Raw genomic sequence first — 19,701 nt, 5'->3', positions numbered from 1 at the left:
ATGGGAATTAGTAGTCGTTTTACAGTAGGTGTTCATATGTTAACGTTACTTGCAATAGATCGAAACTCTCGCTGTACCTCTGAATGGATTGCTGGTAGTGTGAATACAAATCCAGTTGTGATTCGTCGCATTACAGGAATGTTGAAGAGAGCAGGACTTGTTGATGTACAAGCTGGTAAAGGTGGTACGACACTTGCTCGTGATTTAGATGAAATTACATTACTTGATGTATATAAAGCTGTGGAAGTTGTAGAAGAAGGACATCTATTTTCTTTCCATGAAAATCCCAACATTGAATGTCCAGTAGGAGCTAATATTCAATCGGTATTAGAGATTGTTTTAATACAATCGCAAGAAGCGATGGAAAACGTACTTGCAAATGTAACGGTGCAGCAGTTAGTTACAAATTTAAAGTCGAAAATTAAAGAATAAAAAAGCGAGCTTCCTCATGATGAGGGCTCGCCTTTTTTTATTCGGAAATATTGAAAATTCTATTTTTCAGTATTTAAAATAAACTTTCCTACAACAGCTGCTACGATACCACCAAGAATTGGGGCAACGATGAACACCCATAGTTGAGAAATTGCTTCTCCGCCAGCGAATAGAGCTGGTGCGATACTACGAGCTGGGTTAACAGATGTTCCAGTTAACGGAATACCTAATAAGTGAATTAATACTAATGTGAAACCAATTACTAATCCAGCTAAAGAAGAACTTCCCTTTTTACCTGTTACAGCAACGATAACTAAAACAAATACGAAAGTTAAAATGAATTCAACTAAAAATGCTCCAGATAAACCAAGAGTTCCAAAACTATTTTGTCCTAAATTATCTAAAGGTAATTTAGCAGATCGTAAAATTGTTACTAGCGTTGCAGTTCCTAATAAACCACCTAAAATTTGAGCTAATAAATAATAGCTAAGTTCCATAGCGTTCATTCTTTTGTTAATGAACATAGCGATTGATACCGCTGGATTAATATGACATCCAGAAATTGTCCCAATGCTATATGCCATAGCCACGATAGATAATCCGAAAGCCATAGCGATACCTAATGTTCCAATTCCTTCAATTCCGCCGCCAATGACAGCTACTCCAGTTCCGAATAATACAAGTACAAATGTACCAATAAATTCAGCAATTGCTTTTTTTAACATAATTTACCTCCTATTAATGCACATGAAACGTATTATAACATAGGTTTTAGTATAAATAGCTAATGAAATACTATTCTGATAAGGCGAAATAGGGGGACAATAAAAATAGATATGGTTCTATGAAGAAGAACCATATCTATCTTTATGCTGATTTTTTTTGTTTAATGACTGGAGCAGGACGGTTTAAAACACTATTTACGACCATTCCTAACATTATAATCATCATCCCAATCAGTGACAGACCACTAGGGAATGAGCCATTTAAGAAAATAATCTCACCAAGCACGGTAAAGACCATCGTTCCAGCTTGTGTTGCTTCAACAGCTCCAAGTAAAGCGAGATTGTCTTTTGCTAAGTCAGTAGCAAAGAAAAATGTCATCGTCGCAATAACTCCGGAACATAATGCTAATAAAAATCCTTGCATCATTTGACTTGATGATGGAATACCGGTAGTGGAAAATCCGTATATACCAAGTAGAATTGTAATAGGGAGACTCCCGATTGCCATTCCTAATACACGTTGGAATGTATCAAGACGCCCGCCAACAAGTTCCATCATTTTTCGGTTACCGAAGGGATATAAGAAAGCTGCTAAAACGACAGGTAAAAAACCAGAAATGAATTGAGTCATTGTAATATGACCCGCTTCAGTAGCTTGCATACAAAGTACACCAAGTAAAATAAATAAAGCGACGTATAAACTGCGAAGTGGAATTTTTCCACGTACAAGTTTTGTACCTGATTTCGTTTCTATTTTAACGAAAAATAATGGTGATAGTAGTAAACCTGCTAATATCGTAACTTGCCAAGTTCCAGCAACGAGCCAAGCTGGAGAAAAAACAGCTGCGAAACTTAATAAAGAATAGAAGCCGATGCCAGCGACCGAGCCCCACCCGATCCATACAAATGGATGTTTTTTTAATTCTTCCCATAAAACTCCTAAGTTTTTGCGAAATAAAACGATAAGGAATAAAATAGGGAGAGCAAATAGAAAACGGAAGGAAGCAGTCCAAGCCCAGCTTGTTCCAGATACATTCATTGCTCTGTTAATAATAAAGGTTGCAGAAAAAAAGGCCGATGATAAAAGACCTAGTAATATTGCGCGCATGAAGTATGGCACTCCTTTCGGGATTGAGTATTTATGTATAGTATAATATACTTAAAGAGAATAAAAGTAAACTATTTTATATTTTAAGGTGGTTTTTATATATGAAAGAAAATGAAGATATGCAAACGAAAGAAGTAATTCAGCAAGTAGGTCAGTTATTAAGACAAATTCGAAATGAACAAAAATTAAGTTTAGAAGATTTAGCCCAAAAGACAGGTGTTAGTAAATTAACGCTAGGAAAGATCGAAAGAGGTGAAACGAATCCAACATTAGCTGTCATTTGGAAAATTACGAAAGGGTTATCAATCCCTTTATCGAGATTGATGGTTGTTGGAGAGCCTGTAGCTGTTGCGCGCTGCGGAGAAGGCTTTGCAGTAGATGTAGGACAAGCGTGGCACTTAGAAACAATGTTCCGGTATACGAAAGAAACGGGGATGGAAATGCACCGAGCTTGTTTAAGAGCGAATAGTATATATGAACCTGAAGCTCATCATGAAGGAGCAATTGAGCTTGTAACAGTAATGAAAGGGAAAGTTTCTATTCAAGTGGAGAACGATGTGTACGTGCTAGATGAGTTTGATTCCATTCAATTTGAAGCGAATAAGAAACATAGTTATAAAAATGAAGAGGATGAAGTGGCGGTATTACATTTAACGATGAAATATTCTTCATGAAAAAACGCCTATAGAAAAAGATTCTATAGGCGTTTTTTCAATTTGTATGTTCTGCTTAAGTATAGTGAAAGGAGTATTGCTAATCAGGATAATATTAGTAAGAACGTGGCATGAGTAATAAACAAATGAGATAAACTAAAAAACCCGTTCCAAAACATAAAATAGCAATGACCCAAATAATACGAATGAGAGTAGAACTAATATCAAAATATTCTCCTAAACCACCGCATATACCAAATAACATTTTGTCAGTTTCGGATTTATATAACCTCTTCGACATATTATGATCCTCTCCTTTTCATATCACCGCTGTTATGTATGAGTGATACAGTGTACTTTTATTCTATATGGAAATTTATGAGAAGACCATTAGGTTATATTACATTTTTTTGTGAAGGAACAATATAGCGTATTAATTGTCTTAATTTTCAGTCGGTATTAAAATGAAAATGAGGGTGTGACGTATTTTCTATTATAAGGTGGGGAAATAGTAATGACATTGTATTGGTTGACTAATGTAAAGCTTGAAACAGGTTATACATATGAAGAAGCGAAAATTTCACAAACGGAAACTGAGATATGCAGTCTTCTTATTGAAGATGGAAGAATTAAAAGAATTATATCGGGAATCGCCCAAGAGGAAGGAACGTTAACTTTTGATGCTAATCGTTTATTAGTTTTACCAGCTTTTGAAGAGATGCATATTCATATTGATAAAACATATTATAGTGGGCCTTGGAAAGCTTGTATGCCAGCAGAAAATATTTTTACACGTTTTAACGAAGAAAAAACGATTTTACCAAAGCAATTAGCAACTGCTCAAGACAGGGCGGAAAATATGCTAGAGTTATTGCTTCGAAATGGCGCAACAAATATTAGAACGCATTGTAATGTGGATCCGGTTATTGGACTTCGTAATTTAGAGGCGACGTTAGCGGCTTTAGAAACATATAAAGATCGGTTGTCTGGTAGAATAGTTGCTTTTCCGCAACATGGATTATTGCGCAGTAATTCTATGCAACTTGTGAAGGATGCGATGCGTATGGGCGCACAATTAGTTGGCGGAGTGGACCCAGCTACAGTAGATAATGATATTGAAAAATCATTACATACGATTATGGACATTGCGGTAGAGTTTAATGCGGATGTTGATATTCATTTGCACGATGCGAATAATCTTGGAACGTTTACAATGAAGAGATTGGCAAGTCTAACGGAAGAAGCAGGATGGCAAGGTCGTGTAACAATTAGTCATGCGCTTGGACTTGGTGGTGTTACTGATAAAGAAGCTGAAGAAGTGGCAGAAAGACTAGCAGCATTAAAGATTGATATCACTTCAACCGTTCCAATCGGTAAACAAGTAATCCCAATTCCGTTACTAGATAAAAAAGGTGTTAAAGTTTCATTAGGAAATGATAGTATTACAGATCATTGGTCTCCGTTCGGCACAGGTGATATGCTTCAAAAGGCAAATCGATTGGCAGAACGATTTGGTTGGAGTGATGAAAGGTCTTTAGGGAAAGCTCTTCGTTTTATTACTGGAGGGAAAGAAACGTTAAATAATGAAGGGAAACGAGTATGGCCGAATGTAGGGGATGAGGCAAGTTTTGTTTTAACGAATGCAACATGCGCCGCTGAAGCGGTAGCGCGTCAAACAGAGAAGAGTGTAGTTATGTATAAAGGAAATGTTGTTGCAGGGGATTTAAATCAAGTGAAATTAGATAATCTCGTATAGAAGAATCGTTTAGAGGTTTTGAGAAGGGTTCTAATTGTAAAAATAGAACTCTTCTTTTTTATTCAGTAGAAGCAGGGAAGCACTATATTTCCTTATAAGGAAGCTAGAAGGGATGAAAAGTTTGGACAATCAACATAATCAAAATCATATTATGGGAACTTTGCAATGGTTTATTTTTTTATTAGCAAATTCAATCGCGCTACCAATTGTCGTTGGTGGATTATTTCATCTTACGACGGAAGAAGTATTTTATTTAATGCAGCGTACGTTTTTCGTAGTTGGTATATCTTCTTTTTTACAAGGATGGATTGGACATAAACTTCCGATTGCTGATGGACCAGCTGGATCTTGGGTTGGTGTATTTACCGTACTAGCTTATGCAACTGTAGGGCAAGATCAATTACATAGTACGTTGCAAATTTTAGAATTAGGGATGATGGTTGCCGGAGTTATTTTAATAGGATTAGGGCTAACTGGTTTTATAGAACGTATTTTATTTTTATTTACGCCGCTCGTTACAGGGACTTTCTTGCTTCTATTATGTTTGCAATTAAGTGGTGTGTTTTTAAAAGGGATGTTAGGAATTACAGCTACTGTTTCTCAAATCGATGGATTTACAGCGTTGATCGCTTTTGGCATCTTTTTGTTCGTGGTCATACTCTCCAATTTTGGAAAAGGTTTTGTTAAAAGTTATGCGGTTTTAATAGGACTAATTAGTGGGTGGATTATTTTTTTGATTGCAGGAAAAGTGACGATTCCATCTCAAGTAACTCATTTTGTGCAACTTCCACATATATTTGCTTGGGGACTTCCAAAATGGAATACAGGTATGGCTGTATCAAGTTTCGTTATGGTATGTATTTTAGTTTCAAATACAGTGGCAGCTATTATAGCGATTAATCAAGCTACCATTCATAAAGCGGCTATTGAACAAAAACAGTTGAAGGATGGTACGTGGATCGGAGGGATTTCGCATATAATTTCCTCCGTATTTTCAACTGTAGGTGTCGTTCCATTACCAGCAACGGCAGGTTTCATACGTTTAACAAATCAAAAGTACATGCGTTCATTCTTATTTGCATGTGTACTATTAGTCGTTATGTCGCTATTTCCAAGTATTATCCGCTACTTAGCCTCTCTGCCATCCGCGGTCGCATCTGCGGTATTAATGGCCTCGTTCGTGCAGCTTATTGGGATTGGATTTCATAATATAAAACAAGTGCCACTTAGCGAACGGAATGTAACGATCTTAGGAGTTGCGGTATTGTTTGGCTGCGGCATTATGTTTTTACCGTCTGGAGCACTTCAATCATTGCCTTCTGTTATGCAATATATATTTGGTAATGGTTTGTTTGTAGGTACTGTTGTAAGTATATTGCTGGAACAAATATGGCGTACTGGAAAATAAGTGGATAAAAAGAGTGTGCGCACTGTATAAAAGTCTAAAATAACATAAGAAATAAAGCCCATTTTCATTCACCACCTGCACATTTCGTTCATACAATATCTTGACTAAATAAACACCCAACTTACACATATACAGCTCTGGCTTAAGCAAGGAGGGTTATACCAGTTGAAGGAAAAAGCGTATCAATCTAAACCGTTACTCACAAAGAGAGAAAGAGAAGTATTTGAATTACTCGTTCAAGATAAAACGACGAAGGAAATTGCAGGTGAACTTTTTATAAGTGAAAAAACAGTACGCAACCACATCTCAAACGCAATGCAAAAGCTAGGGGTTAAAGGACGTTCACAAGCAGTTGTTGAGCTTCTTCGCATGGGAGAGCTCGAACTATAAGAAAGCAGCCGACTTTTATACAAAAGGTCGGCTGTTTTTCTGTTTGTTTCATGCTCTATATGAATGATAATAATGTCTCATATATAAAAGGAACGATTGATATAACATACATATTCGAAGAACCGAAGTGATGGTTGAATGTCTTGATGTGGTTTATATCAAAAATCAGTCAAACTTGACTATTATTTGTTATAGTTAATATAAAAAGAGGTCAAGGATATGAAGTGGATAATTTCAGCAAACCCGAACAAATATGATGTAGTAAGTGCTTTTAATCAATATGATTATATTGATTGGAGCCAAAGTGCAAATCACGAAATCGGGGATGTTATTTACATTTATTGTTCGGCATTTATAGGGAAAATAAAGTTTAAATGTATTGTGGAAGATGTAAATATATCATGGGAAAACGTTAACGATGATGATGGATTTTGGGTGGATAAAGAAGATTATCAAAAGGCAAAAACAAAAAGATTTATGCGCTTGTGTTTACAGCAACAGATTGAGTCTGATGATTTAGCTTTTGAAAAGTTAAGGGAAAACGGATTGTTAGGTAATATTCAAGGTCCAATGAAATTAGAGTCAAAAGTTGATTTACTAAGCTATATTGAACAGTGCTTTAATGAAGATTGTTCAAAATCAGTTTATCCGGATGAAGTGCCAGAACAATTATCTATTGTGGAAGGACATCGAAAAACAGTAATCGTTAATCAGTACGAACGTAGTGCTGTAGCAAGAAGGAAATGTATTGAACACCATGGTTGTTATTGTCATGTTTGTAATATGGATTTTGAAAAGCAATATGGTACTTTAGGGAAAGGGTTCATTCATGTTCATCATAAAATACCACTTAGTGAAATAGGAAATGAGTATGAGGTGGATTATGTGAATGATTTGATTCCAGTTTGTCCTAATTGCCATGCGATGCTCCATAGAAAAAGCATGAATGGTTCCTTTTTAACACCTGAAGAATTGAAAGCGTTAATTACTAAGTGATTTTAAGCTGGGGAAATTGTAGATGGACGTTTGATTACAGGACAGAATCCGCAGTCTAGTGCGGAAATAGGTAAGGCTATAAAAAGAGCTATGAATAAATTATAGAAATAAAACTCCCGCTATTAATAAAGGTGGCGGGAGTTTTGTTTTGAATGAGTATTTTATATAGAAGAAACCGACTTTCATATAGAAGGTCGGTTATTTTTCTGTCTTGCAAATTATGAAAAAAAGGAGCAAAATAAAAAAAGGTCCTGGTCTATACAGGTACAAATGAAAAATTTTATACAGGGGCATTTTAAGTTAGCGAACTTAAAGTGTGTAAAATATACTGATAAACATAAAGTGAAACTTTAATCAGTGGGGGTTTTGTTCATCCCCCGCTGATTATTAGCCTTCACCAATCGGACGTTTACGGGCAGTGGATCTCCCGCCGAACTTCTTTGCTGCAGCCGAATTTTGAGGTGGGAGTTTTACTGCCCGTTAACGCGGGATAAAATAAGATGATGAATGAGAAAACGGGTGATTAAGTTGAATAGAGCGATCGGTGTTATTGATTCAGGAGTGGGCGGTTTAACAGTAGCGAAGGAATTAATTCGTCAGTTGCCGAAAGAGCGTATTATATATTTAGGAGATACAGCACGTTGCCCTTATGGTCCGCGTTCTCGTGAAGAAGTGCGTCAATTTACGTGGGAAATGACGGAGCATTTATTAGATTTAAATATCAAAATGTTAGTTATTGCGTGTAATACAGCAACTGCGGTTGTATTAGAAGAAATGCAGAAACAATTACCAATTCCAGTAGTTGGAGTTATTCATCCAGGATCACGTACAGCTTTAAAAGTGACAAATACGTATCATGTTGGGATTATTGGAACGATTGGAACAGTAAAAAGTGGTGCCTATGAAGAGGCGCTAAAGTCTATTAATAACCGTGTTATGGTAGAAAGTTTAGCGTGTCCACCTTTCGTTGAGCTTGTAGAGAGTGGGAATTTCGAAAGTGAAATGGCGTATGAAGTTGTAAGAGAAACGTTGCAACCGTTGAAAAGTACTGACATTGATACACTTATTTTAGGATGTACACATTATCCGATTTTAGGTCCTGTTATTAAAAAGGTAATGGGGGATCAAGTACAATTAATTAGTTCGGGTGATGAAACAGCGCGTGAGGTAAGCACGATTTTATACCATAGTAAGATGTTAAATGAGGGAGAAGAACAAAGTGATCATCTCTTCTTAACGACTGGTAAAATAGGCCTGTTCAAAGAAATTGCATCAAAGTGGTTCGGTCAGCCGATTGAAAATGTGAAGCATATTAATTTAGAAACAGAATAATAGTAGACTCATATAAGAGAACTCCTGAGAAATCAGGGGTTTTTTCTGTGTAAGTGGCTATAGCTTGTTCTAAAATATGAAACAGCTCGTATACATAATAGTACAAACTTAGATTTTAGGGGGGAATGGCATGCCTAAATCCACTTTTAAATGGGTTGTTGGTGCTACTGTGAGTGCGATTTTATTATCAGGGTGTGGCTTGTTAAATCAAGAGAAAGCGACAGAACAAATTGATCCGCCAAAAAAAGTTACGTATACAGAAGGTGAAAAGAAAGAAACAGCTAAAAAAGATAAACAAGGGCAAACAGTAAATAGAGAGTTATACCTCGTTGATAAAAATGGATATGTCGTACCGCAAACTATTGCAATGCCTACTCCGAAAGCGAATGAAGTTGTACAGCAAACGTTAGAGTATCTTGTGAAAGATGGACCAGTCACAAATTTATTGCCGAATGGATTTCGAGCAGTCCTTCCAGCAAATACGACGATGACCTTAAATTTGAAAAAGGGCGGGACAGCAGTAATTGATTTCTCTAAAGAAATGAAAAATTATTCAAAAGAAGAAGAGCGTCAAATTATTGAATCAGTAGCGTGGACTTTGACTCAATTTACAGAAATAAAACAAGTGCAGTTCCAAATAAATGGTGAAAAGTTAGCGAAGATGCCTGTTGCGGGTACACCGCTTGGTGAAGGTGTAAGTCGTGCGAATGGAATTAACTTTGATGATGAACAAGTAGCAGATGTAACGAATACAAAACCGGTTACACTTTACTTTATGGCGCAAAATAATAATAAGCAGCAATATTACGTACCGGTAACAAGACGCGTTGCAGAAGGAAAAGAAAATGATTACTCGGCAATTGTGAATGAGCTTGTAAAAGGTCCGATTCACGGTTCGTTACTAAATGATTTTAATCCGGGAGTTAAGCTTATTACGAATCCGAAAGTGGAGAACGGAAATATTACATTAAACTTTAATGAAAATATATTTGTGAACCAAGACAAAAGTATGATTTCAAATTACGTATTGAAATCGTTGGTCTTATCTTTAACGGAAAAACAAGGTGTGAAAAATGTTTCTATTGAAGTGAATGGGAAAGCGAACCTTACGGACGAGAAAGGTGAAAAGTTAATAAAACCTGTCAATCGTCCACAAAACGTAAATACAGGTAGTTTTTAATCGTGAATAATTTGATATACTTATGTAAGAAAGGGGAATTGCTTTTTGAGTTCCCCTTCTTTTATTGTTATACATATCGTACATTTAAATTTGGCTATACTAATAAGAGTATTTATGAGGGGGTTATTTTTATGCGAGTAGATGGTAGAGGACAAGCAGAGCTACGCCATATACATATTCATACAAATTATTTAAAACATCCAGAGGGATCGGTACTAATTGAAGTTGGGGATACAAAGGTAATTTGTTCAGCGACAATTGAAGAGCGTGTACCGCCGTTTATGCGTGGTGAAGGAAAAGGCTGGGTAACAGCAGAGTACTCAATGATTCCACGTGCGACAGAGCAACGTACAATCAGGGAGTCAAGTAAAGGGAAAGTAACAGGGCGCACAATGGAGATCCAGCGTTTAATTGGACGAGCATTGCGTGCGGTTGTTGATTTAGAAGCGCTTGGCGAAAGAACGGTTTGGATTGACTGTGATGTAATTCAAGCGGATGGCGGAACGAGAACAGCTTCTATTACAGGTGCTTATGTAGCGATGGTATTAGCTTTTGAAAAATTATTGCAAGCAGACAAAGTATCTAAAATTCCGGTGAAAGATTATTTAGCGGCAACGTCAGTAGGTGTTGTTGAAGAACAAGGTGTCGTTTTAGATTTAAATTATGCTGAAGATTCTAAAGCAGACGTTGATATGAACGTTATTATGACTGGAAAAGGTCAGTTTGTTGAAGTACAAGGAACTGGAGAAGAAGCGACGTTTAGCAGAGCTGAATTAAATGAATTACTTGATGCTGCTGAACAAGGGATTTTCCAACTTGTTGAAAAGCAAAAAGAAGCATTAGGTGACATCGTATCTCATATAGAGTAGAGGTGGAAAATATGAAGCAAGTTGTTGTAGCGACGAAAAATCTTGGGAAAGTACGTGAGTTTGCTGAGTTATTTGAGAGATTTGACTTAGAAGTGAAATCTTTACACGATTTTCCTCATATTGAAGAAGTCGAAGAAACTGGTGAAACATTTGAAGAAAACGCAATTTTAAAAGCGGACAGTCTTAGTAGACAGTTGAATTCCATCGTAATTGCGGATGACTCTGGTCTTATTGTAGATGCCTTAAACGGGAAACCAGGTGTATATTCAGCTCGTTTTGCTGGAGAGCCGAAAGATGATCAGGCGAATATAGATAAAGTGTTACAAGGGTTAACTGACGTCGATTTAGAAAAACGTACAGCTCGTTTTTACTGTGCGCTAGCAGTTGCTTTCCCTGAAGCTGATACAGAGCCGGTTATTGTAAACGGAACATGCGAAGGGAAAATCTTAGAACAGCGCCGCGGGGAAAATGGTTTTGGGTACGATCCGATTTTTTATGTAGAAGGATATAAAAAAGCGATGGCGGAGCTAAGCTCAGATGAGAAAAATGCGATTAGTCACCGCGGGCGTGCTCTTCGTAAATTAGAAGAAAAAATCCCAGAATGGTTTTTAGAAGAATAAGGGAGAGAGATTGATGAAAGCTTTAATCGTAAGCGATAGTCATAGCTCTGTGAAGGAATTACAGCAGTTAAAAGAGAATTACGAAGGGAAAGTAGATGTCATGATTCATTGCGGTGATTCAGAGCTAACGCCTGCTCACGAAGAGCTGCAAGGTTTCCATGTTGTAAAAGGGAATTGTGATTATGCTAACTTTCAAGATGAAATTGTAACTGATGTAGATGGAATTCGTTTCTTAGTTGTACACGGTCATCGTCATAATGTGAAAATGACGTTACAAACGTTAGCGTATCATGCAGAAGAAGTAGGAGCGCAAGTAGCATGCTTTGGACATTCTCATGTATTAGGGGCAGAATTAATTGATGGGATTTTATTTATTAATCCAGGAAGTATTTTGCTCCCGCGCTCTCGTGTGGAAAAAACTTTCGCTTTATTAGAAATGGATGAAAATCATATAGAAGTTCGTTTTGAAACATTAGACGGACAGTTGGTGGAACAAGCAATTTTTAAAAGAGGATAAGAAAAATTATCCTCTTTTAAAAAAGTGTTGACTTTATAAGTGGTTATGAATATAATAAATATTGTCGATAGGGCAACGGCGCTAACGAAGAAAAATAAAATAACATATGCGGGTGTAGTTTAGTGGTAAAACAAGAGCCTTCCAAGCTCTGGTCGAGAGTTCGATTCTCTTCACCCGCTCCATGTCCCAGTAGCTCAGCCGGATAGAGCATACGCCTTCTAAGCGTACGGTCGGGAGTTCGAATCTCTCCTGGGACGCTAAGGAAACCTTGTTATCTTTTGATAACAAGGTTTTTTGTTTGTTTTAAATTAGTTATTAATAAACTTCTCAAAGACAAAACCATAATCTTTCACGTTATATTGTTTCTTCGTATCAACAAGCCAGTTAAAGGCGATCTCGTTCATCTCTTTAAATTGTTCTGCTAAATTTACTTGTGCATTTGTAATACGGCTAAAAGTGTTAGAGGCCATATCTAAACTTTTATGCGCATACTGCAATGTAATATCGTTGTCGTATGAAATTTCTTCGATTTTAAGAAGAGCCTTATACAAATCTTTTAATTCTTCAATATGTTTTTTATGAACATCAATTGAGTAATGCTCATCTCCCATATGAAATTTAATTTCTACATCTAAATCAATTGTGCCTGCAGTTTCGAGTGCGACGTTTTTAATTTGATATTTACTATAGCTATATCGGCGTAGTGTACGTTTTTTGCTTGTGGCACTTGTACCATCTAGATGAATTAATCCTTTGTTTGTGAAACAATATTCATCGGATTTTGATTTAATAAGAAAGTAAATTTTCTCCCCATCTTCATGCATCACGTAATCATCAGCATCAACCTTATCATAATCTTTTGGTGTAATGACAGAACCTACATCGCTTAATCCTAAAACATCAGCAGCCATTTTTTTGAACATATATAATCCCCCTTATAAATTAAATTCTTAATTGTACAAAAATATATTAACATGATTTTAAACTTATTTTTGAAATCTTACAACTCTGTAAGGTAAGTGTAAGGAAGTTCGATGGTAACAAATTACTAATCCTATATAATGAAGATAACAACGATACATGAGGAGGAAGAGATGATGAAAGGATTAATCGTAACGGGTTTAACAGTAGCTTTTGGGTTTGTGGCGTATGAAAAGTTAACATATGTAATTGATGTTGTAAAACATTTAGTAGCGTAGAAAAAACTGCCATGAGAGGGAAAGGGAATGAGTGAATGAATGGAATGGTTATTTGGAATTATAGGTACTTGTAGTGTAGTTTTATTGTTCTTTGTCCCGAGTGGTATACTTAGTTCGACAACAAGTTTGTTCTTTTTAAGTTTGTTTGCTTGTACGATGCTTATTATTATGTTTTTGATGAAGCGAAGTAAACCGATCTTCTATTTTAGCATGATTGTTATGGCAATTATTTTTCTCCAAATTATTACCCTTGTTATATACCCCACAATTATAAAAGCTTTCCATTAATGATGAATCCTCTGCTTCTGTTGCTGAGGGTTTTTGTTTGTGAAAAATGAATTTTATTTAAAAATTTATTGCTTTTTTGTTATAAAAATCGAATATTCCTATATTTCAAATAAATACTTTTGGGATGTTGTGTTCTTATTACGCATTTGATATATTTACTTTGAAGATCATTAAAATCTAGAAAAAGAGGCGGACGTATGGATAAAAAAGAAAATACGGTCGTATTGTTTCCGCAACTATCAGAACGCTATATTGATAAAGGTTTTTTGGCGTTGAAAGAGCGGGAATTCGAAGATGCATTGCGCTGCTTTGAAATATTACGTCAGTATAATGCAGAAACGGAACAAACAGAATTAGCTTCAGTTATTTGTTTGCTAGAATTAAAACGTATGGAAGAAGCGAAAGAAAAATGTGAGCAGTTGCTTGAAACAGGAGCTGTATTATTTGGTGATATTCTTGAAACGTATGTAACTATTTTAGTTCAAACAAATGATTATGAAGGTGTCATCGAAACTGTTGAGGAAGTTTTGCAAACGAAAGATATAATTCCTGAGCAAAAGGAAAAATTGGCGCAGCTTGCTTTGTTTGCGCAAGGGATGCTGAATGAAGAAGATATACCGCTAGTGGATTCGAATTTTGAATTAGAAGAATTTACCGAGGGGCTTTTTGGAGAAAACTTTGGTCAAAAGCTAAGAGTGATCCAGAAACTTTCGTTAAAAGACCTGGATCTCGCACTTCCTACTTTAAAGAAATTTTTAATAGACGAAGATCAGCACCCTTATTTAAAAACTTCTATTTTGTATAAAATGGTAGAAAATCAAATAGAAGAAGAGATAGAAGTAGAGAAGTTTGGAAATACGATAAAGGTGATTCCAGCATTTACGGGTCATAATGAGGAGCAATCCGATAAAATTATACATAAATTCTCAAACCGATTAGAGCAAAATTATCCAGATATATTTGATGCGATGGTTACATACTGGAAAGAATTACAAATTAGCATTTTCCCATTCCCTCTATTAATGGACAAAGTAGAAATTTGGGCTGCCGTCTTAGAGAGAATTGGAAGAAAGCGTTTCGGATTGGCTATTGATGAAGAAGAACTTATGACAGCATACAATATTGAGTTTGAGGAATTCCATATTGCCTATCAATGGTTACTGCGCATTGAAAGAGAAGGGTATTTGCCCGTATAATTATGAAAAAGAATCGTTCAGTTATTGAAACGAGCACATTCTATGTTATAATGTAAGGGTTGCAAAAGGCAGAAATCTGCCTGTTTGTAAGAGAAGAGGAGTATAATTCTCTTACTTAATATGTTTCATATTAGTCTCGAACAAAATATACCGTAGTTGTCTTTTAGGCAATTAGTAGATTGGAACATTGTATCTGAAAGCTTTTGCTAGAGGATTATTTGTACATTTGTTATTTCAAAAAAGAGATAATAAAAATCTTAATCTATAGAGGTATGTGCATACATTATTATAGTTGGAGGGAAAGAATAAATGTCTACAAAATGGGAAAAATCAGAAGGTAACGTTGGCGTTTTAACAATCGAAGTTGATGCTAAAGAAGTAAATAACTCTATCGACGCTGCATTCAAAAAAGTAGTAAAAACAATTAATGTACCAGGTTTCCGTAAAGGAAAAATGCCTCGTCCATTATTCGAACAACGCTTTGGTATTGAATCTTTATACCAAGATGCTTTAGATATCATCTTACCAAAAGCATACGGTGAAGCAATCGATGAAGCTGGTATCTTCCCAGTTGCTCATCCTGAGATTGACATCGAGAAATTCGAAAAAGGCCAAAACTTAATTTTCACTGCAAAAGTTACTGTAAAACCTGAAGTTAAATTAGGTGATTACAAAGGTTTAGCAGTAGAAAAAGTTGAAACAACTGTAACTGACGAGGATGTAGAGAACGAAGTAAAAGCTTTACAAGAGCGTCAAGCTGAACTAGTTGTTAAAGAAGAAGGAACTGTTGCAGATGGTGATACAGCTGTAATCGACTTCGAAGGTTTCGTTGATGGCGAAGCATTTGAAGGCGGAAAAGGCGAAAACTATTCTCTTGCAATCGGTTCTGGTACTTTCATCCCAGGTTTCGAAGAGCAAGTAATTGGTCTTAAATCTGGTGATTCTAAAGAAGTTGAAGTATCATTCCCAGAAGAGTACCATGCTGCTGAATTAGCTGGTAAACCAGCAACATTCAAAGTAACAATTCACGAAATCAAAACAAAAGAACTTCCTGAGTTAAACGACGAGTTCGCTAAAGATGCTGACGAAGAAGTTGCAACTCTTGATGAATTAAAAACAAAACTTCGTACAAACTTAGAAGAAGGCAAAAAGCACGAAGCTGAGCACAAAGTACGTGACGAAGTAGTAGAATTAGCTGCTGCTAACGCTGAAATCGACATTCCAGAAGCTATGATCGACACTGAGTTAGATCGTATGGTTCGTGAATTCGAGCAACGTTTAAGCCAACAAGGTATGAACCTTGAGCTTTACTACCAATTCACAGGTACTGACGCTGACAAATTAAAAGAGCAAATGAAAGAGGATGCACAAAAACGTGTAAGAATCAATCTTGTTCTTGAAGCTATCATTGAAGCTGAAAACATCGAAGTTACTGAAGAAGAAGTAACTGCAGAAGTTGAAAAAATGGCTGAAATGTACGGTATGCCAGTAGACGCTATCAAGCAAGCTCTTGGAAGCGTAGACGCTTTATCTGAAGATCTTAAAGTGCGTAAAGCTGTAGACTTCTTAGTAGACAACGCTGCATAATAAAATAACAAGGCGCGATTTTAATCGTGCCTTGTTTTATAAATATAGAAATATATTTATAAAACTTTTCGATGAAGAAGGAAAAGTTCCTTTGTAAGTCGAATATACATATTTCAAAAGTTTTAAAATTTTTTTGTTTGTACATAACTAGTCATATTATTTGTATTTCTCGCCACGTAGTGACATAATATGTATTTACATACGATACATTTATCGTGTACATACGAAGGCAAGAGGTTAGCACTTTGTAAGGGGTGTGAAAATATGTTTAAATTTAATGATGAAAAAGGTCAATTAAAATGTTCTTTCTGTGGTAAAACACAAACGCAAGTTCGAAAGCTAGTTGCAGGTCCAGGTGTTTACATTTGTGACGAGTGTATCGAGCTTTGTACTGAAATTGTACAAGAGGAGCTTGCGAAGGACGAAGAAGTAGAATTCAAAGATGTACCGAAACCGGTAGAAATTCGTGAAATCTTAGATGAGTATGTCATCGGACAAGATAACGCGAAAAAAGCACTAGCGGTAGCGGTATATAACCATTACAAACGCATTAATTCTAACAGCAAAATTGATGATGTAGAATTGGCGAAGAGTAATATTTCACTTATTGGGCCAACTGGTAGTGGTAAAACATTATTGGCACAAACATTAGCGCGTATTTTAAATGTTCCATTTGCGATCGCGGACGCAACATCTTTAACAGAAGCTGGATATGTAGGGGAAGATGTAGAAAACATCTTACTAAAATTAATCCAAGCAGCTGATTATGATGTAGAGAAAGCGGAAAAAGGAATCATTTATATTGATGAGATTGATAAAGTGGCACGTAAGTCCGAAAATCCATCAATTACACGTGATGTATCTGGTGAAGGCGTACAGCAGGCACTTCTGAAAATTTTAGAAGGTACTGTAGCAAGCGTTCCACCTCAAGGTGGTCGTAAGCACCCGCATCAAGAGTTTATTCAAATTGATACAACGAACATCCTATTCATTTGTGGTGGAGCGTTTGATGGCATCGAGCCTATTATTAAACGTCGCCTTGGTGAGAAAGTAATTGGATTTGGTGCTGAGAAGAAAAATGCTGATGTAAATGAGAAGCATGTTTTATCTCACGTTTTACCAGAGGATCTTTTAAGATTCGGTTTAATTCCGGAGTTTATCGGTCGTCTTCCAGTTATTGCGAACCTAGAGCCACTTGATGAAGATGCTCTTGTAGATATTTTAACTAAACCGAAAAATGCACTTGTTAAGCAATTCCAAAAACTATTGGAGCTTGACGATGTTGAGTTAGAGTTTGAAGAAGGTGCACTAGTTGAGATTGCGAAAAAAGCAATTGAACGTAAAACAGGTGCTCGTGGACTTCGTTCTATTATTGAAGGCTTGATGCTTGATGTAATGTTCGAACTGCCATCTCGCAAAGATATCGAGAAGTGTATTCTTACGAAAGAAACAGTAGCTGATAATGAACCGCCGAAATTGGTGTTACAAGACGGTACTGTACTTGATACAAAAACATCTGCATAATGCGAAGAAGAAACAGCAATTTTTATAATTGCTGTTTTTCTTTATGTTTAGCACTATTCCTCCCAGGAAATACTAAAAGGTAAAACATAGCGGGAGGAAATGAATTATGAGCTGGACAAATATATTTTTACTTGTTCAACTTGTTTTTGGCGTAATTGTCGGATTGTATTTTTGGCACTTACTTCGAAATCAGCGAACACAAAAAGTTTCAATTGATCGAGAATCGAAAAAAGAATTAGAGCAGCTTCGTAAAATGCGTGAGGTTTCTTTAACAGAGCCACTTGCGGAAAAGGTACGTCCTACATCCTTTATAGATATTGTAGGGCAAGAAGACGGGATTAAGTCGTTAAAAGCGGCTCTTTGTGGTCCTAATCCGCAACATGTGATCATATACGGTCCGCCAGGTGTCGGAAAGACAGCGGCAGCACGCCTTGTATTAGAAGAAGCGAAACGAAATCCGAAATCTCCATTTCGTACAAATGCAACATTTATCGAACTTGATGCAACGACAGCTAGGTTTGATGAGCGTGGTATTGCGGATCCATTAATTGGTTCAGTGCATGACCCGATTTATCAAGGAGCAGGTGCAATGGGGCAAGCGGGTATTCCGCAACCGAAAAAAGGGGCTGTAACAGATGCGCATGGTGGTATTTTGTTCATTGATGAGATTGGTGAATTACATTCAATTCAAATGAATAAAATGCTAAAGGTGTTAGAAGATCGGAAAGTATTTTTGGAAAGCGCGTACTATAGTGAAGAAAATTCGATGATTCCAACGTATATACATGATATTTTTCAAAAAGGTTTACCTGCAGATTTTCGCTTAGTTGGTGCAACGACGCGTTCACCAGAGGAAATTCCTCCTGCAATTAGGTCGCGTTGTTTAGAAGTGTTCTTCCGTGAGTTAGATACAGAAGAAATTCAAAAAGTAGCGAAAAATGCAGCTGACAAAGTGGAAATGCAAGTAGGTGAGAACGGTATCGAAATGATTGGAATGTATGCAAGAAATGGACGAGAAGCAATTAATCTCGTGCAAATTTCTGCTGGTATGGCGATAAATGAAGAACGACCTTTCATTAAAGATGAAGATATTGAGTGGGTTGTTCATTCTAGTCAGCTTACACCAAAGTACGAAAAACGTATTTATCCAATTCCGAGAATCGGTCTTGTGAACGGGCTTGCTGTATATGGGCCGAATACAGGTACGTTATTAGAAATTGAGGTAACAGCTATTCCTGCGAAAGATAAAGGGTCAGTAAATGTCACTGGAATTGTAGAAGAGGAAAGTATTGGTAGCCAAACGAAATCAATTCGCCGTAAAAGTATGGCGAAAGGTTCTGTTGATAATGTGTTAACAGTCCTTCGTTCTCTAGATGTGTTGCCAGAAGGGTATGATATACATATTAATTTTCCTGGTGGTATCCCGATTGATGGTCCTTCAGCAGGTATTGCTATGGCAACAGGTGTCTATTCAGCAGTGCATCGTACGTATGTGGATAATGAAGTAGCGATGACAGGTGAGATAAGTATCCACGGAGAAGTGAAGCCTATTGGTGGTGTGTACGCAAAAATAAAAGCTGCGAAAAAAGCGGGAGCTAAGAAAGTCATCATTCCGGCTGAAAACATGCAACCATTTTTGTATACAATAAAGGGAATTGAGATCATTCCTGTTCGCAAATTAAAAGAAGTATTTGAATTAACATTTATGCAGGAAAATATGCATCGTGAGCTTGATGCACATACTGCTTTGGACGAAACAGATGCGCAATCAATGTGAGAATATACAATAATAAAAATTTGCCAGACTTCGTTTAAGTTTGTATGCTTAAGCGAAGTCTTTTTTCTTTTCGTGAGGCACAAAAAAACAGGGGATTTACAATTGCGAAGAATCTCTGCAATTGCATCTAGATGTATTGTAATA

General features: G+C 36.5%; 20 protein-coding genes, 2 tRNA genes and 1 pseudogene. 19 read left to right on the top strand and 4 right to left on the bottom strand.

Annotated features, from left to right (window positions below; translation table 11 throughout):
• A complete protein-coding gene (locus NSQ47_RS15960; protein WP_002112095.1) occupies positions 1–432 on the top strand; it encodes an Rrf2 family transcriptional regulator in 432 nt (143 codons plus the stop codon).
• 59 nt (positions 433–491) lie between these two features.
• Here the strand turns inward: NSQ47_RS15960 and NSQ47_RS15955 are convergent, their stop codons facing one another.
• Both NSQ47_RS15955 and NSQ47_RS15950 read right to left on the bottom strand, forming a co-directional pair.
• Positions 492–1,157: an MIP/aquaporin family protein gene (locus tag NSQ47_RS15955; protein WP_002015331.1), complete on the bottom strand. Its 666-nt coding sequence runs from the start codon at positions 1,155–1,157 to the stop codon at positions 492–494.
• 142 nt (positions 1,158–1,299) lie between these two features.
• Positions 1,300–2,265: a DMT family transporter gene (locus tag NSQ47_RS15950; RefSeq protein WP_341037348.1), complete on the bottom strand. Its 966-nt coding sequence runs from the start codon at positions 2,263–2,265 to the stop codon at positions 1,300–1,302.
• A 101-nt stretch (positions 2,266–2,366) separates the two neighbouring features.
• Between NSQ47_RS15950 and NSQ47_RS15945 the strand changes: the two genes are divergently transcribed.
• The gene (locus tag NSQ47_RS15945; RefSeq protein ID WP_016106278.1) at positions 2,367–2,939 is read left to right on the top strand and encodes a helix-turn-helix domain-containing protein; all 573 of its coding nucleotides are present in this window, start codon (positions 2,367–2,369) and stop codon (positions 2,937–2,939) included.
• A gap of 94 nt (positions 2,940–3,033) precedes the next feature.
• On the opposite strand, the gene NSQ47_RS15940 is transcribed toward NSQ47_RS15945, so the two are convergent.
• Complete coding sequence (locus tag NSQ47_RS15940) at positions 3,034–3,219, bottom strand: PspC domain-containing protein (protein ID WP_002112091.1); 186 nt, start codon at positions 3,217–3,219, stop codon at positions 3,034–3,036.
• A 213-nt stretch (positions 3,220–3,432) separates the two neighbouring features.
• On the opposite strand from NSQ47_RS15940, the gene NSQ47_RS15935 reads away from it, so the two are divergent.
• The 12 genes and pseudogenes from NSQ47_RS15935 (at position 3,433) to NSQ47_RS15880 (ending at position 12,243) form a co-directional block, all read left to right on the top strand.
• Positions 3,433–4,674, top strand: a complete 1,242-nt coding sequence (locus NSQ47_RS15935) for an amidohydrolase family protein (RefSeq protein WP_002160324.1) — start codon at positions 3,433–3,435, stop codon at positions 4,672–4,674.
• 112 nt (positions 4,675–4,786) lie between these two features.
• Entirely contained in the window at positions 4,787–6,082 is a 1,296-nt protein-coding gene (locus NSQ47_RS15930; protein WP_002199246.1) for a purine/pyrimidine permease, read from the top strand.
• A gap of 165 nt (positions 6,083–6,247) precedes the next feature.
• On the top strand, positions 6,248–6,472 hold the full coding sequence (gerE, locus tag NSQ47_RS15925) for a spore germination transcription factor GerE (RefSeq protein WP_000659484.1): 225 nt from the start codon (positions 6,248–6,250) through the stop codon (positions 6,470–6,472).
• Between the two features lie 219 nt (positions 6,473–6,691).
• Positions 6,692–7,468, top strand: a complete 777-nt coding sequence (locus NSQ47_RS15920) for an HNH endonuclease (RefSeq protein WP_341037344.1) — start codon at positions 6,692–6,694, stop codon at positions 7,466–7,468.
• A 15-nt stretch (positions 7,469–7,483) separates the two neighbouring features.
• Positions 7,484–7,573: pseudogene (locus NSQ47_RS15915) on the top strand (type 1 glutamine amidotransferase domain-containing protein); the annotation flags it as partial.
• 414 nt (positions 7,574–7,987) lie between these two features.
• Complete coding sequence (gene racE / locus NSQ47_RS15910; protein ID WP_002015338.1) at positions 7,988–8,800, top strand: glutamate racemase; 813 nt, start codon at positions 7,988–7,990, stop codon at positions 8,798–8,800.
• Between the two features lie 130 nt (positions 8,801–8,930).
• Positions 8,931–9,980 (top strand): GerMN domain-containing protein, encoded by a 1,050-nt coding sequence (locus NSQ47_RS15905; RefSeq protein ID WP_070129031.1) that lies wholly within the window; start codon positions 8,931–8,933, stop codon positions 9,978–9,980.
• Between the two features lie 131 nt (positions 9,981–10,111).
• Positions 10,112–10,849 carry a ribonuclease PH gene (rph, locus tag NSQ47_RS15900; protein WP_001261778.1) on the top strand — a complete coding sequence of 246 codons (738 nt, stop codon included), beginning with the start codon at positions 10,112–10,114 and terminating at the stop codon, positions 10,847–10,849.
• 11 nt (positions 10,850–10,860) lie between these two features.
• Positions 10,861–11,469 (top strand): XTP/dITP diphosphatase, encoded by a 609-nt coding sequence (locus tag NSQ47_RS15895; protein WP_341037340.1) that lies wholly within the window; start codon positions 10,861–10,863, stop codon positions 11,467–11,469.
• Positions 11,470–11,482: 13 nt separating this feature from the next.
• A complete protein-coding gene (locus NSQ47_RS15890; protein WP_070145014.1) occupies positions 11,483–11,986 on the top strand; it encodes a metallophosphoesterase in 504 nt (167 codons plus the stop codon).
• Between the two features lie 108 nt (positions 11,987–12,094).
• Positions 12,095–12,168 (top strand) — tRNA-Gly (locus NSQ47_RS15885).
• Between the two features lies 1 nt (position 12,169).
• Positions 12,170–12,243: transfer RNA gene (locus NSQ47_RS15880), tRNA-Arg, on the top strand.
• A 51-nt stretch (positions 12,244–12,294) separates the two neighbouring features.
• Here NSQ47_RS15880 and NSQ47_RS15875 read toward each other — a convergent pair.
• A complete protein-coding gene (locus NSQ47_RS15875) occupies positions 12,295–12,909 on the bottom strand; it encodes a PH domain-containing protein (RefSeq protein ID WP_002160347.1) in 615 nt (204 codons plus the stop codon).
• 315 nt (positions 12,910–13,224) lie between these two features.
• Here NSQ47_RS15875 and NSQ47_RS15870 point away from each other — a divergent pair, with 315 nt between their 5' ends.
• From NSQ47_RS15870 to lonB, 5 genes are all read left to right on the top strand, one after another.
• Entirely contained in the window at positions 13,225–13,473 is a 249-nt protein-coding gene (locus NSQ47_RS15870; protein ID WP_002112074.1) for a hypothetical protein, read from the top strand.
• Between the two features lie 197 nt (positions 13,474–13,670).
• Positions 13,671–14,669 (top strand): hypothetical protein, encoded by a 999-nt coding sequence (locus tag NSQ47_RS15865; RefSeq protein WP_002199251.1) that lies wholly within the window; start codon positions 13,671–13,673, stop codon positions 14,667–14,669.
• 309 nt (positions 14,670–14,978) lie between these two features.
• Positions 14,979–16,256 (top strand): trigger factor, encoded by a 1,278-nt coding sequence (tig, locus tag NSQ47_RS15860; protein WP_215569231.1) that lies wholly within the window; start codon positions 14,979–14,981, stop codon positions 16,254–16,256.
• Positions 16,257–16,520: 264 nt separating this feature from the next.
• The gene (clpX, locus tag NSQ47_RS15855) at positions 16,521–17,780 is read left to right on the top strand and encodes an ATP-dependent protease ATP-binding subunit ClpX (protein WP_000472285.1); all 1,260 of its coding nucleotides are present in this window, start codon (positions 16,521–16,523) and stop codon (positions 17,778–17,780) included.
• Between the two features lie 106 nt (positions 17,781–17,886).
• Positions 17,887–19,557: an ATP-dependent protease LonB gene (gene lonB, locus NSQ47_RS15850; protein ID WP_341037334.1), complete on the top strand. Its 1,671-nt coding sequence runs from the start codon at positions 17,887–17,889 to the stop codon at positions 19,555–19,557.
• Positions 19,558–19,701: the final 144 nt, after the last annotated feature.

The sequence above is a fragment of the Bacillus sp. FSL R10-2780 genome, assembly GCF_038006125.1.
In the GTDB taxonomy this organism is placed as follows: domain Bacteria; phylum Bacillota; class Bacilli; order Bacillales; family Bacillaceae_G; genus Bacillus_A; species Bacillus_A cereus_U.
This window is presented reverse-complemented; position numbering and strand designations above follow the sequence as displayed.